The organism is Paenibacillus sp. TAF43_2 (assembly GCF_052113545.1).
GTDB lineage: Bacteria > Bacillota > Bacilli > Paenibacillales > Paenibacillaceae > Pristimantibacillus.
Genome location: NZ_JBFRDK010000002.1, coordinates 46,116 through 66,599 on the forward strand (window position 1 = coordinate 46,116; position 20,484 = coordinate 66,599).

At 45.5% G+C, this 20,484-nt stretch carries 15 protein-coding genes; 9 read left to right on the plus strand and 6 right to left on the minus strand.

Annotation, left to right across the window (positions count from 1 at the left end; translation table 11 throughout):
- Positions 1–33 precede the first annotated feature (33 nt).
- Complete coding sequence (locus tag AB4Z17_RS00895) at positions 34–1,581, minus strand: HD-GYP domain-containing protein (RefSeq protein ID WP_441957549.1); 1,548 nt, start codon at positions 1,579–1,581, stop codon at positions 34–36.
- Positions 1,582–1,671: 90 nt separating this feature from the next.
- Between AB4Z17_RS00895 and AB4Z17_RS00900 the strand changes: the two genes are divergently transcribed.
- Positions 1,672–2,916, plus strand: coding sequence for an MFS transporter (locus tag AB4Z17_RS00900; RefSeq protein WP_441957551.1), 1,245 nt, complete (start codon positions 1,672–1,674; stop codon positions 2,914–2,916).
- Between the two features lie 33 nt (positions 2,917–2,949).
- On the opposite strand, the gene AB4Z17_RS00905 is transcribed toward AB4Z17_RS00900, so the two are convergent.
- Positions 2,950–4,734, minus strand: a complete 1,785-nt coding sequence (locus tag AB4Z17_RS00905; RefSeq protein ID WP_441957553.1) for a PAS domain S-box protein — start codon at positions 4,732–4,734, stop codon at positions 2,950–2,952.
- Positions 4,735–4,784: 50 nt separating this feature from the next.
- On the opposite strand from AB4Z17_RS00905, the gene AB4Z17_RS00910 reads away from it, so the two are divergent.
- Both AB4Z17_RS00910 and deoC read left to right on the plus strand, forming a co-directional pair.
- On the plus strand, positions 4,785–4,925 hold the full coding sequence (locus AB4Z17_RS00910; protein ID WP_441957555.1) for a hypothetical protein: 141 nt from the start codon (positions 4,785–4,787) through the stop codon (positions 4,923–4,925).
- Positions 4,894–5,583, plus strand: a complete 690-nt coding sequence (deoC, locus tag AB4Z17_RS00915) for a deoxyribose-phosphate aldolase (RefSeq protein ID WP_441957557.1) — start codon at positions 4,894–4,896, stop codon at positions 5,581–5,583. Before AB4Z17_RS00910 ends, deoC begins: the two co-directional genes overlap by 32 nt.
- A 144-nt stretch (positions 5,584–5,727) precedes the next feature.
- On the opposite strand, the gene AB4Z17_RS00920 is transcribed toward deoC, so the two are convergent.
- Both AB4Z17_RS00920 and AB4Z17_RS00925 read right to left on the minus strand, forming a co-directional pair.
- Complete coding sequence (locus tag AB4Z17_RS00920) at positions 5,728–6,600, minus strand: aldose epimerase family protein (protein WP_441957559.1); 873 nt, start codon at positions 6,598–6,600, stop codon at positions 5,728–5,730.
- A gap of 398 nt (positions 6,601–6,998) precedes the next feature.
- Entirely contained in the window at positions 6,999–8,135 is a 1,137-nt protein-coding gene (locus AB4Z17_RS00925) for a peptidylprolyl isomerase (RefSeq protein WP_441957560.1), read from the minus strand.
- Between the two features lie 291 nt (positions 8,136–8,426).
- On the opposite strand from AB4Z17_RS00925, the gene AB4Z17_RS00930 reads away from it, so the two are divergent.
- The 6 genes from AB4Z17_RS00930 (at position 8,427) to AB4Z17_RS00955 (ending at position 19,169) form a co-directional block, all read left to right on the plus strand.
- On the plus strand, positions 8,427–9,872 hold the full coding sequence (locus tag AB4Z17_RS00930) for an HD-GYP domain-containing protein (protein WP_441957562.1): 1,446 nt from the start codon (positions 8,427–8,429) through the stop codon (positions 9,870–9,872).
- Positions 9,873–9,981: 109 nt separating this feature from the next.
- Positions 9,982–10,977, plus strand: coding sequence for an L-glyceraldehyde 3-phosphate reductase (mgrA, locus tag AB4Z17_RS00935; RefSeq protein ID WP_441957564.1), 996 nt, complete (start codon positions 9,982–9,984; stop codon positions 10,975–10,977).
- Positions 10,978–11,144: 167 nt separating this feature from the next.
- Positions 11,145–14,993 carry a response regulator gene (locus AB4Z17_RS00940; protein WP_441957637.1) on the plus strand — a complete coding sequence of 1,283 codons (3,849 nt, stop codon included), beginning with the start codon at positions 11,145–11,147 and terminating at the stop codon, positions 14,991–14,993.
- 102 nt (positions 14,994–15,095) lie between these two features.
- Entirely contained in the window at positions 15,096–15,824 is a 729-nt protein-coding gene (locus AB4Z17_RS00945) for a response regulator transcription factor (RefSeq protein WP_076268413.1), read from the plus strand.
- A gap of 230 nt (positions 15,825–16,054) precedes the next feature.
- On the plus strand, positions 16,055–17,368 hold the full coding sequence (locus AB4Z17_RS00950) for a putative bifunctional diguanylate cyclase/phosphodiesterase (RefSeq protein ID WP_441957566.1): 1,314 nt from the start codon (positions 16,055–16,057) through the stop codon (positions 17,366–17,368).
- Between the two features lies 1 nt (position 17,369).
- Positions 17,370–19,169, plus strand: coding sequence for a methyl-accepting chemotaxis protein (locus AB4Z17_RS00955; protein ID WP_441957568.1), 1,800 nt, complete (start codon positions 17,370–17,372; stop codon positions 19,167–19,169).
- A gap of 128 nt (positions 19,170–19,297) precedes the next feature.
- Here the strand turns inward: AB4Z17_RS00955 and AB4Z17_RS00960 are convergent, their stop codons facing one another.
- Complete coding sequence (locus tag AB4Z17_RS00960; protein ID WP_076268411.1) at positions 19,298–19,516, minus strand: hypothetical protein; 219 nt, start codon at positions 19,514–19,516, stop codon at positions 19,298–19,300.
- Positions 19,517–19,705: 189 nt separating this feature from the next.
- Positions 19,706–20,386, minus strand: a complete 681-nt coding sequence (locus AB4Z17_RS00965) for a TraX family protein (RefSeq protein WP_441957570.1) — start codon at positions 20,384–20,386, stop codon at positions 19,706–19,708.
- Between the last annotated feature and the right edge of the window lie 98 nt (positions 20,387–20,484).

The following is a 20,484-nucleotide window of genomic DNA, read 5'->3' on the forward strand; positions in this document are numbered from 1 at the left end:
ACACTCCCTTGCCGGATGGCTCTTATATTGCAATTAATAGGCTTCTTCCTCAACCTTCTGTTTCTCTAAATGAATGGATTCAATAAACAGCGTTGTAAGCTTAGGGTCCCATTGTGTGCCTTTGCCGTCTTCAAGGATGGAGAGTGCGCGCTCATACGTCATCCCCTTCCGGTATGGCCGATCGGAGGTCATCGCGTCGAAGGCATCAGCAATAGCGATTGCACGGCCAAACAAAGGAATATCCGTACCTGCAAGACCATCGGGATAACCTTTGCCATCATAACGCTCATGATGGGAGCGTACCCCTGGCAGCAAGGCAGCCATCGCATCCGCAGGCTCAATTTGCTTCAATATATTTTCTCCGAGTACAGGGTGGAGCTTGATTTGATCAAATTCTTCGTCGGTCAGCTTACCTTCTTTGAACAAAACATCGTCACGAACACCGATTTTTCCGATATCATGAAGGAGTGCTGTTTTGTGCAGCAGATCAATCTGCTGCTCAGACCATCCGTCGAGGCGGGCGATTTGAACAGAAAAGTGGGCTACTCTCGTTGAATGGCCTGCTGTATAGGCATCGCGCGCGTCGAGTGCTGCCGCGAGTGTCATAAAATAGCTCTGAAGCAGCTGATTGTTGCGCTGCTCACGTTCCTTTAGGCCGTTAACCATATGGTTGAAACCAGCAATAAGCTTGGAGAATTCATCGGAATACACATCTGCTGCGCTCGCTTCAAAGTTGCCGGATTCAACGCTGATCATGCCGGCTTGGATCGTTTGTATCGGATCTTCGATGCTGCGCGAGAGCAGTGAAGCTCCTAAAAGTGAGTAGAGAACGCCGATAATAAGAATAATGCCCGCCCATTGCCAATAAGCTAAGCTGCTGCCTGCTTGCGAGCTATCAAGCCTTATTTGCGAAGCTAGTCCGAATAACAATAAGGGCAGCGCTCCAATTAGAAAAGCACTCAGTCGAAACTTCGTGCGGATGGATACAAGCACTTTGCCGCTCAGAGTAATTTCTTCTTTATATCGTTCACGATGTTGATTGCTGATATGTATGATAAGAGGCCGAATGGCTTTGGTCGTCAAGAAAAATTCAATCATGGCGTGCATGCTGGCAATCATGAAACATACAGCGACAGCGATCCCGATATAAAAATAGGGAATGCTTATAAAGCCGAGCTTAATAAAAAGGAAGGCTAAACTGACAGCTGGGATTACGATGCCGAGAAAATGCGGACCAAACGTACGCTTAACTGATAATATCGGAAACGTATGTGTCTGGAGATAAGCTGTTTTTAGCTGATCAGAAGTTGGCTTCTGTCCTTGAAAGAGGAGCTGAATGGGTCTGAGATGCCGATAGAAGACGAAAAGTTCACAAACAAGCATAATAATAAGAGATATAATCATGAGAGCGCCTATCGCTACGCTTTCATTAGAAGGAATCGACAATGTAGAAAATACGATGACTCCCCCAACTCCGACTACGGCGAGTGTAGATCCGAAGAGATAGTTGCGCAGGAGCTGGTAAAGGAAAGAGGCATATACAGGGTCTATCTTTCGTTTTTGCTTCGTAGATGTATTCATATGCCGAGACCTCATTTCCACAGTTTCTTCCATACTAGTTCACAGTACCTATAGTATAGATCGGCATTTTTTAATTTGGATATTAGCGATATGGGAGAATTAGGAACGACTATTAGCAACAAGAGAGGAATTAATAAGGTGAAGGAATCACTCTGGACCAAACCGTTTGTTTTGTTGATTTTGTCTAATTTATTTTTGTTCTTATCGCTAGAGATGCTGCTGCCTACACTTCCGATGTTTGCGGCAAATAAAGGCGGATCGGATGCTGAAATCGGACTCATTATTGGTTTATTTACTTTTTCAGCTGTTTTATTAAGACCTTTTGTTGGTATGGCTTCAGATAAGTTTGGCAAAAAGCTGCTGCTTCTCGTTGGTGTAGCCATTTGCTTAATCGGTACGGCTAGCTATTACGCAGCAGTGACGATTACGATGATGCTTATGCTGCGTATCGTACATGGTGTAGGCTTCGGTATTTCAACGACCTTGTACGGAACGGTTGCTTCAGATATCATACCTGCCTCCCGCAGAGGAGAGGGCATGGGGTTTTTCGGTACAGGAAATGCTATAGCCATTTCGCTCGGACCCTTCCTCGGCATATGGTTGATGGAGGAGTTTGGCTTCTCCGTACTGTTTATCGTCGGTGCATGTATACTGCTGATTGCGATGGTTTGTACGGCCTTCGTCAAAGGTGACACCAAGGAGGAGAGGGCAAAGGCGCAAATAGCGTCCGCCACGGAAACCTCGTTCATGCTGCGGTTTATTGAGCCGAAAGCACTTATGCCTTCTTTATTAGGACTGCTTGTAGGTTTGTCTCTGGGCGGTGTTATCAGCTTTATCACATTGTTCGGCAAAGAAACAGGCGTACAAAATATAGGGTTCTTCTTCCTTGTACTTGCTATAAGCGAATTTTTAATACGTTTTATCAGCGGACGGATTTTCGATTCGAAGGGGAGATTTTGGGTACTGTTTCCAGCGGCAATATCTTGTATCGTGGGCTGCATAATCCTTTATATGACGAAATCTACTGGAACATTGCTGCTTGCTGCGGTGTTTTATGGAGCGGGCTTCGGGGCTATTTTCCCTGGCTTGCAGGCTTGGGTAATTGACAGGGTGGAGCCGCAGCGAAGAGGAGTAGCGACTGCAACTTTTTATAATGCATTCGATATCGGAATCGGAAGCGGAGCCATGCTGCTTGGTCTAGTTGCGACATGGTCGAATTATGCGACGATGTATCTCGTATCCAGTTTGTTCTTCGTCATTTACTTAGTTGTATATTTTGTATATGAGAAGCAGCTTAAGCAAGCGGGTTTGGCGGAAATAGTAAAGCGATCGTAGCCGAGAAAAAACAGCAGCGACGATCGCGTGGAATTAGTGTGATACGTATCGATCTTTTCCTTCGCGCTTCGCCTGGTACAGCGCTTTGTCCGCATGGGTAAACAGCTCATCTTGCTTTGCGGAGCAGCCGGGATTCCATGTGGCTGAGCCCAAGCTTATCGTAACCTGCTGGCAGCCGGATAATTCTGCATGCGGTATTTTTAATTGTCTGACCGCTTCCAGAAGCCTAGATGCAATATTGGCGGCGCGCTCTTCACTCGTTTGAGGTAAAATAAATCCGAATTCCTCGCCCCCATAGCGGGCGACAATATCAAGCGGACGCTTCAGGGCGCTCCGCAATGCGGCGGCGATTTGTCTGAGACATTCGTCGCCTTTTTGATGCCCGAACGTATCATTGAATAATTTGAAGTTGTCGATATCGCCCAGCATGAGAGTGATCGGCATATGGTGATGCTGCGCTTCCAGCCATTCTTTGTTCCAAGTTTCATCAAACACTCGCCGATTTGCAATATTGGTCAACTCATCCACATGCGAGAGCTTATGTAATAATTGATATTTCTCAATCATTTTCAACTCATTTTCTTTGCGAGGGGTTACGTCTCTGGAGACAGAAACGATCGTCTGCGTGCGGTCACCATCATGGTAAATGACGCGGGAGGTCGTTTCGAGCCAGCGATAGATGCCTTCTTTGCGCCGCATGCGATAAGTAATGGTATTGGCTTCAACGTTGCTGTAAATGAGCTCTTGATTCTCAAGCATTCTCCCTCTGTCATCAGGATGATACAAAACAAACGGTGACGATCCAATTAGCTCATCATCGCGAAAGCCTAGCAGCATATAGCAAGCAGGGGATACATAAGTAAATAGCCCATCTCGATCATGCTTGGAGATCATGTCGCTTGAATTCTCAGCAAGCAGCCGGAAGCTCTTCTCGCTCTCCAGCAGCTTGTCAGCGATTCGCTTCCGCTCTGTAATTTGGCGAAAATGAACGGAGAGTCCAAATTCGGACGGGTATAAATTCGACTCAAACCAATTATTAAGCCGTGGAATAAATTGCTCGTACATGCGGTGTTGATTGGTTTCCATAGACAACCTATATTCTAGATGGCTTATGGACTCTGCGAGCCAAGGGAATAGCTCCCATATGCTATAACCAATCAGTTGTTCCTTGTTTCGCTTAAATAGTTCCTGAGTCGCATTGTTCGTATAGATAAACCTAAATTCATGATCCAGTGAGAAAAATGCATCTGAGATACTCTCCAAAATAGTGGAGATACGCATCGTAAGCTGCCTTACTTCCGACACGGCTTGCGTCTTCTCTGTAATGTCCATCATTTGCGATATAAAATGACGGGGGACGCCATGCCTATCATATACAAGGGATACGGAAAGAAGCACGGTTACAATGTCGCCGGTCTTTTTGAAGTATCTCTTCTCCATTTGAAAGGTGTCGATTTCGCCCTCGAGCAGCTGTTTCACGTAGCGGTAATCCTCTTCCAAGTCATCCGGATGGGTAATTTGGCCAAACGTAAGCTTGATAAGCTCTTTCTCCTCATAACCCAGCATCGTTTGAGCGGAAGGGTTGGCTACGATAAAACGACCATCTAAATCTACTAATGCCATGCCTATWGAGGCATAATGAAAAGCGCTGCCGAATAAATCAGCTTCGCGCTTTGATTTCGAAAACAAGGTCAAGCTGCGCACCTCTCTGCGGTTCAGACTGGATAAGTTTGTTAGTACATAGTAAAGAATAGAACACAACCATCCGTTTGTCCACATGACTTCTGTAGGAAAGATCGTCTGCAAAAAAGTAAGCATGTGGTATTTTCGGCGCTATATTATTGTTGTTTTGAACAAAGCTTCGTATAATGAAACGTATCATGCGTATCTCGCCCATTCGTTTGGATAGGATAGGGATGAGGCGTACAGGCAGAGCAATGTTTGGAGCAATCAAAATGATAGAGGAGGAGCAGCAAAATGAGCAACGATATGAATTTATCGCCGGCTGATATAGCGGCGATGATCGATCATACAATACTTAAAGCCGATGCAACAAAGGATGAGGTACTTCAAATTTGCCGCGAGGCTAAGCAGTATCAATTTGCAACGGTTTGCGTAAATGCAGGCTGGGTAGCAACAGCTGCTGAAGAACTAAAGGGATCGGGAGTAGGCATAACGACAGTCGTTGGTTTCCCATTAGGAGCGACGATGACGGCATCTAAGGCAGCAGAAGCGAAGTTTGCTATTGAAGCTGGAGCAACGGAAGTGGATATGGTATTAAACATCGGCTTGATGAAATCAGGCGATCTTGAAGGCGTTAAGCGTGATGTTGAGGGTGTAGTTGCGGCGGTTAAAGGACAAGCCCTGCTTAAAGTTATTCTTGAAACGGGACTTTTAACGGATGAAGAAAAGGTTGTCGCATGTGAAATTTGCAAACAGGCTGGCGCAGATTTCGTGAAGACATCGACGGGTTTTGGCAAGGGAGGCGCTACGGTAGAGGATATCGCGCTGATGCGCCGTACGGTAGGTCCTGACCTCGGTGTGAAAGCTTCCGGCGGCGTACGCGACCGGGAGACTGCTCTGCAAATGTTCGCAGCGGGCGCTACGCGTATTGGAGCAAGCTCTGGCATCGCTATCGTTACAGGCGGTCAAGGCGAAGGCTATTAGTTCGTTGCTCCTAAAAAGAAAAGAGGGAAGCCTTGCACCATGGAACCGAACCCATGGCTTGCAAGGCTTCCCTCTTTTTTTTGCTTAATGATTCCAATGCTACACAAGCTTAATGGCTGAATCGTTCGTCCAAAGAGACGAGACTTAACGTTCGCAGCTAATCGTCATGTTGGCATGCAGCTCTTCACCAGCGTTCAGCATGACAAGCTCCTCTTGACGGTTAAGCTCGCCATTCTCAGCCATCCATGGCTCTACACATACGAAAGGCCGATCCTTAACGGACCAAAGGACCATATATTTGAAAATGTCATCGTAAGTTAGACGAACGCGAGCGCCTTGCAAAGCGACGAAGGAGATTTCGCTCTTCTTCGCATCGAGCAGGCATACGGATTCAACAAGTCCTTCCAAGTCGATAACACCATCAAATGGTTTCTCTACATTATCGTTATAATCGACATAGCGGGTAGCATCGCTTTCATAAGCGATCTTCTTACCCRAATCAATGGCGAAATAAGGATGGAAGCCCGCATAAAAAGGCATCGCAGCAGCTTCGCTTAGATTGCGGTACAGCTGACGCGTATGTAATTGACCATCCTGCAGTACATAGGTAAACAACAATTCGAATGCAAAAGGGTAGGAGCGCAGCGTTTCTTCATTGCTTTGCAGGCGGATTGTAATCGAAGCCTCACCATCCGATTTTGTACTGACAACATCCCATACAGCAGTACGGGCAACGCCGTGATTAGCCATCGTGTACGATTGACCGTTCCACTCATAAGTTTGGTTAGCAAGCTGCCCGCTAATTGGGAACAGGATCGGATTGCCTCCGCGGATATTGGCGGTTGGGTTCTCAAACGTCGATTTGTCCAAATAAAAGAGCTCTAATCCATGCAGCTGGCAGCCGATAACGATACCGCCGCGCTCTGGACATACGATGATGCGGGATTGCGTGCTTTCTTCCGTTAATTCATACAAGGTATACGTATCCTTATAGCTGCGTACTTCGTAGTTGCTCACTTGTTTCCCTCCAATAATAGGTACATGGCATATTTCACCATCATATCATAATCGCAATACACGCTACCTCACTATTTATGTCCTAAATCACGCCTACAGAGTCATTTCGCCCTCCCCGCCATCCGTATGACTATCCCTAACCGATCGATCGCCTGTTTTAAAATGGTCGAATCTAGTAAAACAATCATCTACGCCAATTGATAGTCATAGAATAATATATATTAACTTCAGAAGAATGACATAAAATTGAAGAGGCTCATCTGTCTTTCTGAAGCCAAAGCCTCCCTGAAGCCCATCCCTCCGGGCGAAAGGGGGGCTTTTTATTGCGAAAAAAGGACTGTGCCCACAGGTTATAAATAACCTATGAAGCACAGTCCCTTTAAAAAAAGCATTAGCTATTATTCAGCTTTTGGAGCGTCAGTAGCTGCTGGAGTCAGTGTGTTCGTGATTTTTGCTTTTGCACGAATTTCGGTCATCCAAGCTTCGGATAGCTCATTTGCTTCTGTAGCAACAAGCTGGTTCTTAATTTCTTCTTTTTTCTCTTCGAACGTTGGAACAACAGCAGCTTTCTCAGCTGTTTTCTTAATAATGTGGAAGCCGTTTTCGGTTTGAACAACACCGCTGATTTCATTGATTTTTAGAGCAAAAGCAGCAGCTTCAAACTCAGGAACCATTTTTCCTTTTCCGAATAGGCCAAGATCTCCGCCATTATCTTTCGAACCTGGGTCGATCGATTTCGCTTTTGCAATTGCAGCGAAGTCGCCGCCTTGCTTAAGCTCAGCTAGAATAGCGTCAGCCTCTTCTTTTGTAGCTACCAAAATGTGTGAAGCTTGAATTTGCTCAGGCGTGCCAAGCGCAGCTTTGTTTGTATCATAGAACTGTTGAATTTCTTCCGCAGTTACATCTGTTTTTGGCTCCAAAACTTTACGAATCGTTAGATTGATTTTTGTATCGCTTTTCAAGTTTTCAAGCGTCATGTTGTACTGAGCAAGTGCATTATTGAACTGCTCGTCCGTACCAAAGCTCTTCTTGATCAGCGCAATTTCAGCATCCACGTCAGCGTCTGTAACTTTGACGTTATTTGCTTCTGCTTCTTGGAAGATCAGCTCTTGTGTAATGATGTTCTCAAGTGTAGCCGGACCGCCTGCTTTAACTAGCTCATCGTAAAGTCTGTCTTTCCCTATGTTGACACCGTTGACAGTTGCCACGGTTTCATTGCTTGATCCAAATGGCGGTTTAATTAATACGACGATCAGCAAAATAGCCAGTACTGCTGAGACGATCAACCATGCTTTACCGCTTCCGCCTTTGGGAGCCTGATGAACGCTCTCCGAATYTAGGGCAGCAGCACGAACCTCGTCGTTTGATGCTTCAGGAAGCTCTTCGTTTAATTCTTGTTGAAGCTCCTCTTCGATAGCTGTATCTTGATCCGAAAGCTTGTCCTGCTCTTCTGTCTGTTCGAGCTCGTAACGTTCTTCCTTCGCAGTCAATTCGTTTTCTGCGTCTTTGTTTGGCTGCGATTCCTTGTTATTCATTCCATAAACTCCCTTCAATTTACCTGTCTTCAACTACTATAACAAAACAAGATTGAAAAAACCTTAATCTAAAATAAAAATATATGTTGTCGGCTCGAATTATCCGTATTTCCGCGAAATTTCACTATTTATAGGTTGACTGCGTGATGATATGATAGTAAAAGACGAATATCCAACATTATCCTACAAGTTTCATGTTGGTTTTTGATGGAGCTTTACATTTTGCGCCTCCCACAGGCGGTATGTTTACCAGCAAATACATATAAAGAACGACATCTAGGAGGAATAAGCTTGCGCAAAAATATGTGGGTATACACACGTTTAGTTTTATTAATGCTTTTGCCGTTGGCAGGCTATTTCGCGTTGCGAGGTTCGGAGCTTGATAAGAGCATTAACGCACCTCAAGAGCATTTTTATATCGTCAGTCTCGTAGCATTGATCTCACTGATCCTTGCTATTGCTGTAGGATTCGTCGCGATTACCCTTCGCAATATTAAGATTAGTTTTCTATCGTTATCTTATGTATCATTATCTGCATTGTTTGTTCTGCATGGCTTATCTACCCCTGGTTTTTTAACGCATCACTCAAGTACTGCAGGCAGCACTGCTCAGCTTAGCGTTATACTGGCCGTTGTATGGTTGTGGTTGTCCTCTATATCTGTAGATCGTCCTCTCATCAAATGGTTTGCGCAGCTGCAGCGAATGCTTTTGCCCTTATGGATATCCTTGCTTCTTGCCCTTTGCACCATCCTTTGGTTTCATCCGAATCTTATTCTGTTTCTACATTTTAAGGAATTGCCGATGAAATGGGCCGCAAGCCTATTTACGATCGCTTTGAATGGCTGGACAATATATCGGTATTTGCAAGCGTACATATCCTCTCGTTTTCCATTGCAGCTCGCCATCGTGTACAGCTCAGGRTGGATGATTATTGCACAGCTGATTATCGTTAGTGGCGAGGCTTGGAATATAAGCTGGTGGCTTTACCATTTCCTATTGCTTGCTTCTGTTATCGTCATGGTTGGGGGTATAGTGAATCAATATGTCAGTTCGAAGTCCATTACAGCCTCTATTAAGCTGATGTTCCGCGCCAATCCGCGCGATTGGATTAATACCTATATGTCTTCAAGCGTTCGAGAGCTGGTGATGACAACGGAAGCACGTGATTCTTACACAGCAGGCCATAACTATCGGGTAGCTCTCTATGCTTTGAAGCTGGGCGAGGAGCTCTCGCTCAGCTCAGCTGAATTAAGAGCGATTGCGCAAGGCGGATTAGTTCATGACGTCGGCAAATTGCGAATACCGGATACGATTTTGAACAAGCCAGGCAAGCTTACACCAGAGGAACGTGAAATTATTGAGGTGCATCCTATATCGGGCTACGATTTGTGCAAAAGATTAGGTTTTATGCCGGAGGAGCTTTCTGTTATAAGGTCTCATCATGAGAAGTGGGACGGCAGCGGCTATCCTGATCAGCTTGCAGGTGAACAGATACCGCTGCTTGCACGGGTCACTGCCGTAGCGGATGTTTATGATGCCTTGACTTCGTCACGTTCTTACCGAGAGGCGATGTCGCATGAGGCGGCTATGGAAATTATTCTAAAGGAGAGCGGGCGACATTTCGACCCCGTGTGCGTTCAGGCATGGGAGCGCCTTGTTCGGGAGCAAACGAGCTTTTTCGAGGAAACCGTCCGCAACAGTCCGCATTTGAAGCTGGAGAAAAGGCTGATCAAATAGTTGCATTTCCATTTGGCAAGCTGCAGTTGTACAATATACGGGAAGCAGCTTGTTGTTGATTAATAAGCACAATAAGCGATTCCAATAACGGTTTGGGGGAATATTGAACATGACTTATTTAGCGGCTAATAATCGGTATGAGAGCATGAAGTATAACCGTGTCGGACGAAGCGGCTTAAAGCTGCCGGCAATTTCCTTAGGATTGTGGCATAATTTCGGCGGCATTGACCGTCATGAGAATGGGCGTGCCATGGTACGCCGCGCATTTGATTTAGGCATTACGCACTTCGATCTTGCGAATAACTATGGACCGCCTGCGGGCTCAGCGGAAGAAATGTTTGGCCAAATACTTAAACAAGATTTTGCAGCATATCGAGATGAGCTTATTATATCAACCAAAGCTGGCTACTATATGTGGGAAGGCCCTTATGGCGAATGGGGCTCGCGCAAATATTTGATTTCCAGCTTGGATCAGAGCTTGAAGCGGATGAACCTTGATTATGTCGATATTTTTTATCACCATCGTCCAGATCCGGATACCCCGCTTGAAGAAACGATGGGGGCTCTTGATCATATTGTGCGCCAAGGAAAAGCGCTGTATGTCGGCGTTTCGAATTACAATCCAGAGCAAACAGCTAAAGCGGCCGCTATTCTGAAGGATCTAGGTACGCCTTTCCTTATTCATCAGCCATCCTATTCGATGTTCAATCGCTGGATCGAGAACGGCTTGCAGGATGTATTGGATGAAGAAGGCATTGGCTCGATCGTATTTTCTCCGCTTGCTGGAGGCTTGCTGACGAATCGTTATTTGAACGGTGTTCCTGCCGATTCACGCGCTGGAGGACCAAGTGTGTTTCTGAAGGCGGATCATATTACAGACAGCACATTGAATAAAATTAAGCAGTTGAATGAGATTGCACAGCATCGCGGACAATCGCTTGCCCAAATGTCTCTTGCTTGGGTACTCCGAGGCGGAAGAGTAACTTCGGCTTTGATCGGAGCAAGCCGTGTTGAACAAATTGATGATAATGTTGCAGCACTACGCCGTCTTGATTTCAGCGACGATGAGCTTAGCCGTATTGAATCGGTGCTTGCAGCCGAATAGCTTAGTATAAATGATAATGAGACGCTAGAGCAGCTAGCCGCAGTGTTGCGGCATGCAGAATCTAGCGTTTTTTTATTATCCAAATAATAGTTGAAAGAGATATAATAGTGTCAAAGTCAGGCAGATTTGGCTCATGCGTAGCGAAAGGTGGAAGTGGTTTGAAAAAAATGTCGTTGCGTACAAAAGGTTTGATCCTGATTGTTCTCATTTCTTTTTTCCCGCTGTTAATTGCCGGAATAGGCAACTATTCTGCGGTCAAGGATGCAATGCTTAAATCCGAAATCGAGAAAACAAGCAGTATGCAAAACAAACGTGCAAACGAATTGGCGTCATGGATGGCTATCCGCAAGGCGGAGGTTATTGTGATGAGCCGAACAGAGGTTGTCCGTTTTGGCACAGATGAGGAGCGTCTTCATTATTTTGGACGCGAGCTCGTTCGCGGGGGCTTTATCTATCACTCGATTGGGTATATTGATGAATCGGGCATAAGCCTGCGTACCGATGGTATTAGAAGAGATATGAGCATGGAGTCATTTTTTCAGGAGTCGATTACAGGCAAAGTGGTCATTACGGACCCATTTAAGCCTTCTTTTTCTGATGCTACGCAATCATTTATTGTTGTACCTGTATATGGAGCTACGAATGAACTCAAAGGAGTTGTGTATGCCTCTATTGTCATGGCGACACTCCGGCCATTCATTGAATTTACAGGAGATCAAACAATTTTACGCTTATTCAATGATGAAGGCGGCATCATCTATAGCTCTGATGACCAAGAAATCATTAGCAAGGGCTTATTTCATGAGCAGTCTTCCTTGTCTCCGATTGCGGAGAAGATGCTTGGCTCCTATGAGGGTGTTTCGGAAATTAACATAGCGGGAAGAGCGTACGCGGTTTTTCATACGAAGGTGAGTGAAACGCCATGGCGTTTTGCATTGCAAGAGCCAATGTCCAAGCTGGAAGAAGAGGTAAAGCCGATCTTTTGGCGTATTTTCACGACGATTGCCGTCTCAGAAGTGATTATTGTAATCTTTTTCTTTCTCTACTTCGAACGTATTGTGAAGCGGTTAGAACGTATTTTGGGCGTTACGGAGCAGGCTGCAGCGGGGAGCTTCGAGGCTGAGCATCTTGAAGCTGAGCCGTATGACGAAATCGGTCAGCTTGGTCATTCTGTGAACGGCATGATGGAGCATTTGCAAGAAATGTTCGATCGCCTTGAGGCAATCATTAATCAGAATCAATATGCATTTATCGTGCTTGACGATCAGTATAAGGTCACTTATTTGAATAAAACAGCAGAAGAGATGCTGGGCTATAAGACTTCGGAGCTGGCTGGTAGCGCTACACCGCTGTTGTTCATGGATCTAGATGAGGTTCGCTTGGAAGCTGAGAAGCTTACCGAACAGCTTGGCAGAACGATTCAGCCTGGTCTTGAGGTATTCAAGGAGCTCCGCAGCGCCAGCTTCTCCTATGAGAGGGAATGGACCTTTATTCATAAAAACGGAACAAGAATTCCAACGCTGCACAGCTCGAATGGTTTGCGTGACCGCAATGGACGATTCTCTGGAGTTGTAGGCATGGTGCTCGATATTTCCGACCGCAAGCATGTAGAGAAGGCACGCAACCGTTTGCTTGACATCGTAGAATCAGCCAAGGATTTAATAGCCTCAGTCAGCTCACGCGGCAAACTCGTTTATATGAATGGGGCAGGCAGAGAAATGCTGGGCTTGCAAAGCAAAGCGGATGAGGTGCATATGGTAGAGGAATATTCTCAACCAGAAATGTATTCGGAGCTTGTGAGGGGAGCAGCGCTCGCCAGAGAGTTTGGTTACTGGGAAAGCGACGCGCAGCTGATGAAGCGAAATGGCGAGCCGCTGTACGTATCCATGGTCATCGTTCCGCATAAGGATGAAGACACAGGCGAGCTGTTTTTCTCCTGCATAGCAAGAGATATTTCGGAGCAGAAGATGGTGCAGGAGAAGCTTGTTCGGGCCACACTCGAAGCGGAGGAAGCGAATCAAGCGAAAAGCCGATTCCTGGCACTCATGAGCCATGAGATACGCACGCCGCTTAATGGCATTATCGGCTTGACGCAATTAATGCGCAAGACAGGACTGTCTTCGTCACAGAAGGATTATATGGACAAGATGAATACATCCTCGGAGACGCTGCTGCGAATTATTAATGATATTTTGGATTTCTCCAAAATTGAAGCAGGCAAGGTCGACATCGAACGTCAGCCGTTCCAGCCTGAGGAGCTGATGCACCGGATCACCGATCAATTAAGCGTATTTATGGGCGGTAAAGAGCAGTTTGAATTTATTATTGATACGCCAGAGGAATTGCCGCAAACGATAATTGGCGATGCGCTGCGTCTTGAGCAGGTGCTGCTCAATTTGTGCATGAATGCGATCAAATTTACGAATAGAGGAAAAGTAAGGCTGAAGCTGGAGATAGTGGAGCAGACCGATAAAGGGGTAAACGTGAAGTTTATCATCTCGGATACAGGGATTGGGATGAGCGAGGCGCAGGTCCAGAAGCTCTTTAAACCGTTTACGCAAGCGGATGGATCAACAACACGGAAGTTTGGTGGAACGGGGCTTGGACTTGTCATATCCAAATCATTTGTTGAATTAATGGGAGGCAATCTGAAGGTTACCAGCAAAGCGCTTGTTGGAAGCGAGTTTTACTTTACGCTGCCATTCACTATTATTCATAAGTATACAGAACCGCGTTTGCAGGTTCATCAGGATTTATTGGAGCAGCCCGTGTGGATCGTAGAGGATGATGACGAGATGCGGGAGCACTGGAGCGATATTGTCGAATCGTTTGGCTTGACACCTATTCCATTTCATTCTTGGAAAATGGCTAGAGATCGCCTGCGCCGCATTGGAGCTGGCGCACTGCCGAAGCTTATCGTACTGGATATGGAGATGCCGGATATGTACGGTGCAGAAACCTGGCTTGAATTCCATCGTGATGCGGAACTAGCCGGTGTGAAAACCATTGCTATGACGACCTCTTATGGACGCGACGAAATGATGCAGCTTCCTGCTGAGCAAAGACCGGTCACATTGTTAATTAAGCCTATCATGAGGACGGCTATGCTTCGTGCAATTGAAAGTGTTCTCGATCATAAAGGTACGGATGGGAAGGAGCAAGAAATCGAGTCAGTAGCCACGATTCAACAAAATGTGACAAATACGCGGATTTTGTTAGCAGAGGACAATAAAATTAATCAGCTGGTTGCAATCGAAATTTTGAAGGAGCGGGGCTACGAGGTCGGCTTAGCTGAGAATGGCGAAGAAGTGCTGATTAAGCTGGGTGAAGAGCGCTGGGATCTTATATTAATGGATATTCATATGCCGGTAATGGATGGATCGGAAGTGGTTCGCATCATTCGCAAACAAGCCAAATATGATCATATTCCGATTATTGCCGTGACGGCAAACGTGCTTCGCAATGATCACGAGCGTTATTTGAAGCTGGGGATGAACGATGTGGTAACGAAGCCTATTTCCTCCGAGCGAATTCATAATGTCATTTCCTATTGGTTGAAGGAAATCAGCGGTTCGACTATTCAGCCGGTCGTCAAATCTGGGCTAAATGATCGTACACGTACATTAGAACCAGCAAATATAGATAGTTTGCCGTCTATTGACGGCATGGACGTTGAAAGCGCACTGGCAAGAGTGAATGGAAAACTGCCGATCTTGCTGCATATGATGGAGCAATTTATGCTTGATTACGATTCATTTGCAGACCAGCTGCGAATGATGATTAAGCAATCGGAGCTAACAATTGTCAAACGAATGGCTCACACACTTAAGGGGGCTGCCGGTTATTTATCCGCCTACGAATTGTTAGAGGCGGCTTGTGAGGTTGAGCGAATCGTGAAGCTGCCGGAGCTAGAATCAGACAATTTGCAAAAAGCTATTATTCAGTTAGAGGTGACGTTAAAGCGGCTTTTGGATGGGCTTCGGAAAGCGAAAGATGTATTCGACAATAAAACCTAACAAATTTCTAACAACTTGTTGTTCCTTTAATAACGTTAAGGTATAGTAGAGATACAAAAAATATTCGACAGAAATCTTCAATCCTCAAAAAGGGTGACGACAATGTATAAGGTTTTAGTTATTGAAGATGACGTCATGATGAGTGATATGCTGTCTATGTATTTATCCGAGGAAGGCTATTCTGTCATGCAAGCTTATAGAGCGGATGATGGATTAAGACTCGCATCAGAGTTTAATCCGGACTTGGTGCTGCTTGATTTAATCTTGCCCGATCTGGACGGAATGGAAGTGTGTGCGCTAATTAGAAAGCGCTCTAACGTACCGATTATGATTCTATCCATGAAGAGTGAAGTGTCAGAAAGAGTTCAGGCTTTAAAAGCTGGAGCGGATGATTACATGTGCAAACCATTCAGCATGCACGAAATGACAGCTAGGGTAGAGGCGTTAATTCGTCGATCGAATACGATGCAGACAGAGACAGCGCAGCAGGTTTCAGCAGCAGTGGAAGCGACCGAAGAGGGGGAGCTCATTCAGCTTGATTTTGAGAGACGCCTATTGCTGGTTCGCGGGAAGTTAGTTGAAACAACCTTCTCGGAATATGAGCTGATGAAATTATTTCTTGCACATCCGGGCAAGGTGTTTAGCAGGGAAGAACTTATAAATACGATCCGCGGCTTTGATTCCTTCGTAACAGACCGTGCCATAGACGTACATATCGTCAACCTTCGCAAGAAGATTGAACAGAACCCGAAGGAACCGCGGCTCATTCGAACGGTTTGGGGATTCGGCTATAAGTATACCGCTCAGCATACGAGCAAGAATCAAAGCTGAATAAGCTATTATGTAAGAAGAATCACTCTATAACATGGAGTGATTCTTTTTTTTGCCCATTTGCCAGCAATACTATCAATATTCGCCGCCATTCTCCTAATTGTAAGGTTGTTAGAACGGGTATTAAATTATCTAACAATGTTCTAAATATTGCTCATTAATTTTTCTAATAGTTGTATGACAAAATGAGTGTATATAACTGAAATGGAAAAGGATGGTGGTCGAACAACATGGATGCGTTGACCGGTTTGCCTTGTAGCAAGGAGGCTTTTGCACAGCTGGAATTGGCCGTAAATGTCGTACGTGCAGCAGGCAAGCGGATGGTGGTGGCGTTGGTGGATTTGGATAAATTTTATCGCTTAAATGAAACCAAAGGAACAGAGTTTGGCAACCATGTACTCCTCATGATGGGGCAGCGTCTGGCTGAAGCTAGAAAGGCTGCTACAACGGTGAGTAGAGTTGGTGGAAACAGATTTATGGTAGCTATGCCTGTAGAACATGATGAATGTCAAAGCATGCAAGCTGTGGAGGCTATCAAAAACGCGATTGAACGTCCCATCGAGATTGACGGAGCTGAGCTATATTTGACCTCGAGTATTGGGGCAACGTTGTACCCGAAGGATGGACGAACAAGCGAACAGCTTATATGCCGAGCGGAGTCGGCCCTATACCAATCAAAAGAGYAGGGCGGCAATCGAGCAAGATTTTATAATTTGGAAGATACGAATAAGCTTAACCGACGCATCGCTATCGAAGCGGCATTAAGACCGGCATTATATTTACAGCAATTTCACCTCAGCTATCAACCAATCTATCGCATGGAGGACGGCAAGCTTAAAGGATTTGAAGCGCTGCTGCGCTGGCAGCATCCTGAGCTTGGCGATATTTCACCTACAGAATTTATACCTATAGCTGAGCATAGCGGTCTCATTGTACCTATTGGAGAATGGGTGCTTAGAGAATCGTGCAAAACGCTCGCGAACATGAGCAAATATGGTTTAAATAGTCTTAACATGTCCATTAATATATCTTCTCTTCAGTTGCAAGATTCGACCTTTTCACAAACGGTGCTGCATGTGTTAAAGGAGTATGAGCTTGCGCCCTCCTCATTTGAGCTTGAAATAACGGAAAGCGGTATGCTTCATACTTCAACTACAGCCATATCTACACTTAGCCGGCTTCGGGCAGCTGGCGTTCGAATCATATTAGACGATTTTGGAACAGGCTTCTCTTCCCTCACCAACTTGAATCAATTGCCGATTCATTGCCTTAAGATCGATAAGTCATTCATTAGAAACATTGATCTGCAAAGCGCGGATCGCATTATCGTTGAAGGCATCATTAATCTCGTTCATAAGCTTGGTCTTGAAGTGATTGCCAAGGGTGTAGAGTACAAGGAACAATACGAATTATTAGGAGAATGGGGTTGCAATTATGTACAGGGATTCCTTCTGGGCAAACCACAGGAACCTGACGTGCTTGATATATCCATGATACGACGTTCGGAATACACAGCAAAGAAGATGACTAAAGGAGAACTGTAAAGTGAGTCTATTGAGCAAGCTAAAAAATCTTCGATCGATCAAGCCTACGATTCGTATAAAGCTAATGGCGTTATGCTTGTCGCTTCTTTTAATTCCTAGCATTCTAGTTAGTACTTTAAGTTACAATACTGCTGTTAGCGAACTGGACAAGGGCGGCGAAAAGCTGCTTCAAAATAGCGTTAAAAGCACCATTGGTTTAATTGCATTGCTCGACACACAGGTGAAAGCAGGAGCGATTGACCGCGCCAAAGCAGAGGAGTTCGTCAAAGTCACTATGCTTGGGCCAAAGAATGAGGCAGGCAAACGGCCTATCAATAAAAGCATTGATCTCGGTGAAAATGGTTATGTTTTTGCATTAGACAAAGACTCACTCACGATTGCCCATCCCACGATGGAGGGCAGCAGTCTTGCTGGACTTAAGTACAGCGATGGAGAACCAGTGCTCGATTCTGAATGGGGTCTCCCTGTTTCGGATGCCTTCATGAAGAAAGCGGAGTCGGGTGGCGGTTTTGTTTATTATACTTGGGCGCTTCCGGGTACAGAGAATGAACTGGCGTCGAAAATTACTTACCTAGAGAAGGACCCTCACTGGGGCTGGATTATTGCCGCGGGTACATATATGCAGGATTTTAATAAGGGTGCAGAACAGATTGTGACGGTGACAATCGTTACCTTATTAATTACGATAGCGGTCGGTATGGCAGCAACAATACTGTTTACGATCCGCATGACACGGCCAATCAAGCAGGTTTCTGCGCTTTCGATGGAGGTTGCAAAAGGTAATCTTCAAATAGATCCAATTATTTGCCATTACCGAGATGAGACAGGTGTACTTGCTGTAAGTTTTAATGAAATGGTAATGCAGCTTAAAACGCTTGTGCACGAGGTGGGGAGCAGCGTGGATCAGGTAGCTGCTTCCTCGGAGGAGCTTATGGCTAGCGGAGAACAAACCAGCCATGCAAGCGAGCATATCGCATATACGATTCAGAAGGTAGCAGATGGGGCAGAGAAGCAATCGGCTAGTGCTGAGCAGAGCTTTCAGGTTATACATGAAATGTCGGCAAGCGTTCAGCAAATTGCGGTCAGCACGGAGCAAGCGTCACATGCAGCCAAAAAAACTTCCCGCCAGGCAACAGAAGGAAACGAGACGCTGCAGCAGGCAGTTGTTCAAATGGAATCGATACAGCTATCCTTTAATAGTTTGGCTGCAGCCGTACAAGGACTTGGGAATCGATCCACTGAAATCGTTAGAATGGTGCAGGTTATATCAGACATTTCTGCTCAGACGAATCTGCTTGCACTGAACGCTTCTATAGAAGCGGCCAGAGCGGGCGAGCATGGCAAAGGCTTCGCGGTTGTAGCTGGCGAGGTTCGCAAGCTGGCAGAGCAAACGAAGGAATCAAGCGATCATATTACGAAGATTGTTATGGCTGTTGGCACGGAGACGGAACGTGTGGTGCTGGCGATGAATGATGCGGGCACTGTCGTATCCGGCGGCATCCAAGCAGTTGAAGGAGCAGGCCGCATGTTTGGCTTTATACGGGACGAGGTTATGCAGGTTGCTGAGCAAATTGATGAGGTTTCACAAGCAGCAAATGGCTTTGCAGCAGGTACGGAGCAAGTGATGCTGACCATTAAAGAGGTCGTTGATATCGCGGTTGAAGGAGCTTCTGGTACGCAATCTGTAGCTGCAGCGGCGCAGCAGCAGACGGCCTCGATGGAAGAAATTGCAGCGGCATCAGCTATGCTTGCCAATATGGCAGAGCATTTGCAGAAGGAAATTATGAAATTTAAGGTTTAGCTTAAAGGAGAATGAGTAATGCCCTAGCAGCGATATGCTGTTGGGGCTTTTTTTAGGCGAATGGGATTGATAAAAACACAAAAAGACCTGACGGGCACTTTGCCTGCAGGTCTTTCTTTACGAGTTATCTAACATACTTCAAGGTAGAGCTTTGTGCCGTCGTTATACTGAAAAATAGCGACATCACGCACCATTTCAACAGATTTGATTCTTCTCCACTTTTTGCGGAAGTCAAAATCGAGTTCTAGTTCGTACAATTTATGATGAAGCAGATCTATGGATGCGGATTGTTCATTAGGGTAATAGACTGGGACAGAACGACTTTTAAAGGTAACGATTTTCATCATTTCCTATAACACCTCCGATCAATTTCCTCCATTCTAACGTAAATATTTTAGCCCCTTATGAATATGTGGTCAGAATTTTGTTTACTTTATTTACACTTTTCTAACATGTTCAACAATTACTGCACATGCTTAAGAGGTGTCGCAGCTGCAATCTCATGTATGAAAGCCATAGAAAAACTGGCGGAATGATCAACTGAATGATAGCTTGCGAAATATTTCCTTAAAGCTCTCGCTGCTGGTTGCATAATAAATGATTGCGATGAGCGTCAAATGAAGCGGATAAAAGCTGCGCCAAACGAAGCGCGGTACTTTGATGGTTTCGAGGCTGCGCATGAAATCAGGAACATAGACCATAAGAATAGTAGCAAATATGCTAAAGGGCTGTATGAACCATTCCTTTATAAAGATGCTTACCACTTCCAAGGAGAAGTGAAACACAACAAAGGATTGATTTTGAGCATAACGATAAATGAGTACGAGCAGTGCAGCATATGCGCCATAGCTGAAGGGCATAAACTCGAGAAGTCCAGCGAGTGAAAGGCAAAGCAGAACTTGAAGAAGCGGCTTGCCATTCCATTTGTCTAGAAGGCGCAGAAGCAGCAGGCAGACGAATAAAGTGCCTACCGTATTGACTTCAAGCCGGTAAAAGGCAAATTGATAAGGCAGCTGCGATAAAAGCGCGATCCATGCTACCCGTTTCAGATAACGATCCAAATTGCTCGTTCGGTAATAACCGAGGACAATCGCGAGCGCATAGAAGGGGAGTGCCAGCCGTCCAATGATTCTCCAAACGACGTTCTCAGGGAACCATAACAGACCAATATGATCAATAAGCATAGTAAGCATAGCCAAAACTTGAATCGCAATCACCTTCGTTCCCTCGCCTTTTGTTTAGTATAGCATAGGAAAACGAGGGAATAGGAGCAGGAAGACCTCCAAGCCGCTTTGCGCGCATGAGGAGGTCTTCC

Bases quoted from the DNA above. Each gene is read 5' to 3' on its own strand.
- AB4Z17_RS00945 (WP_076268413.1), top strand. From the start codon at position 15,096: ATGTATAAGGTTTTAGTTATTGAAGATGACGTCATGATGAGTGATATG.
- deoC (WP_441957557.1), top strand. From the start codon at position 4,894: ATGAGCAACGATATGAATTTATCGCCGGCTGATATAGCGGCGATGATC.
- mgrA (WP_441957564.1), top strand. From the start codon at position 9,982: ATGACTTATTTAGCGGCTAATAATCGGTATGAGAGCATGAAGTATAAC.
- AB4Z17_RS00940 (WP_441957637.1), top strand. From the start codon at position 11,145: ATGTCGTTGCGTACAAAAGGTTTGATCCTGATTGTTCTCATTTCTTTT.
- AB4Z17_RS00900 (WP_441957551.1), top strand. From the start codon at position 1,672: ATGGGAGAATTAGGAACGACTATTAGCAACAAGAGAGGAATTAATAAG.
- AB4Z17_RS00895 (WP_441957549.1), bottom strand. From the start codon at position 1,581: ATGAATACATCTACGAAGCAAAAACGAAAGATAGACCCTGTATATGCC.
- AB4Z17_RS00910 (WP_441957555.1), top strand. From the start codon at position 4,785: ATGAAACGTATCATGCGTATCTCGCCCATTCGTTTGGATAGGATAGGG.
- AB4Z17_RS00960 (WP_076268411.1), bottom strand. From the start codon at position 19,516: ATGATGAAAATCGTTACCTTTAAAAGTCGTTCTGTCCCAGTCTATTAC.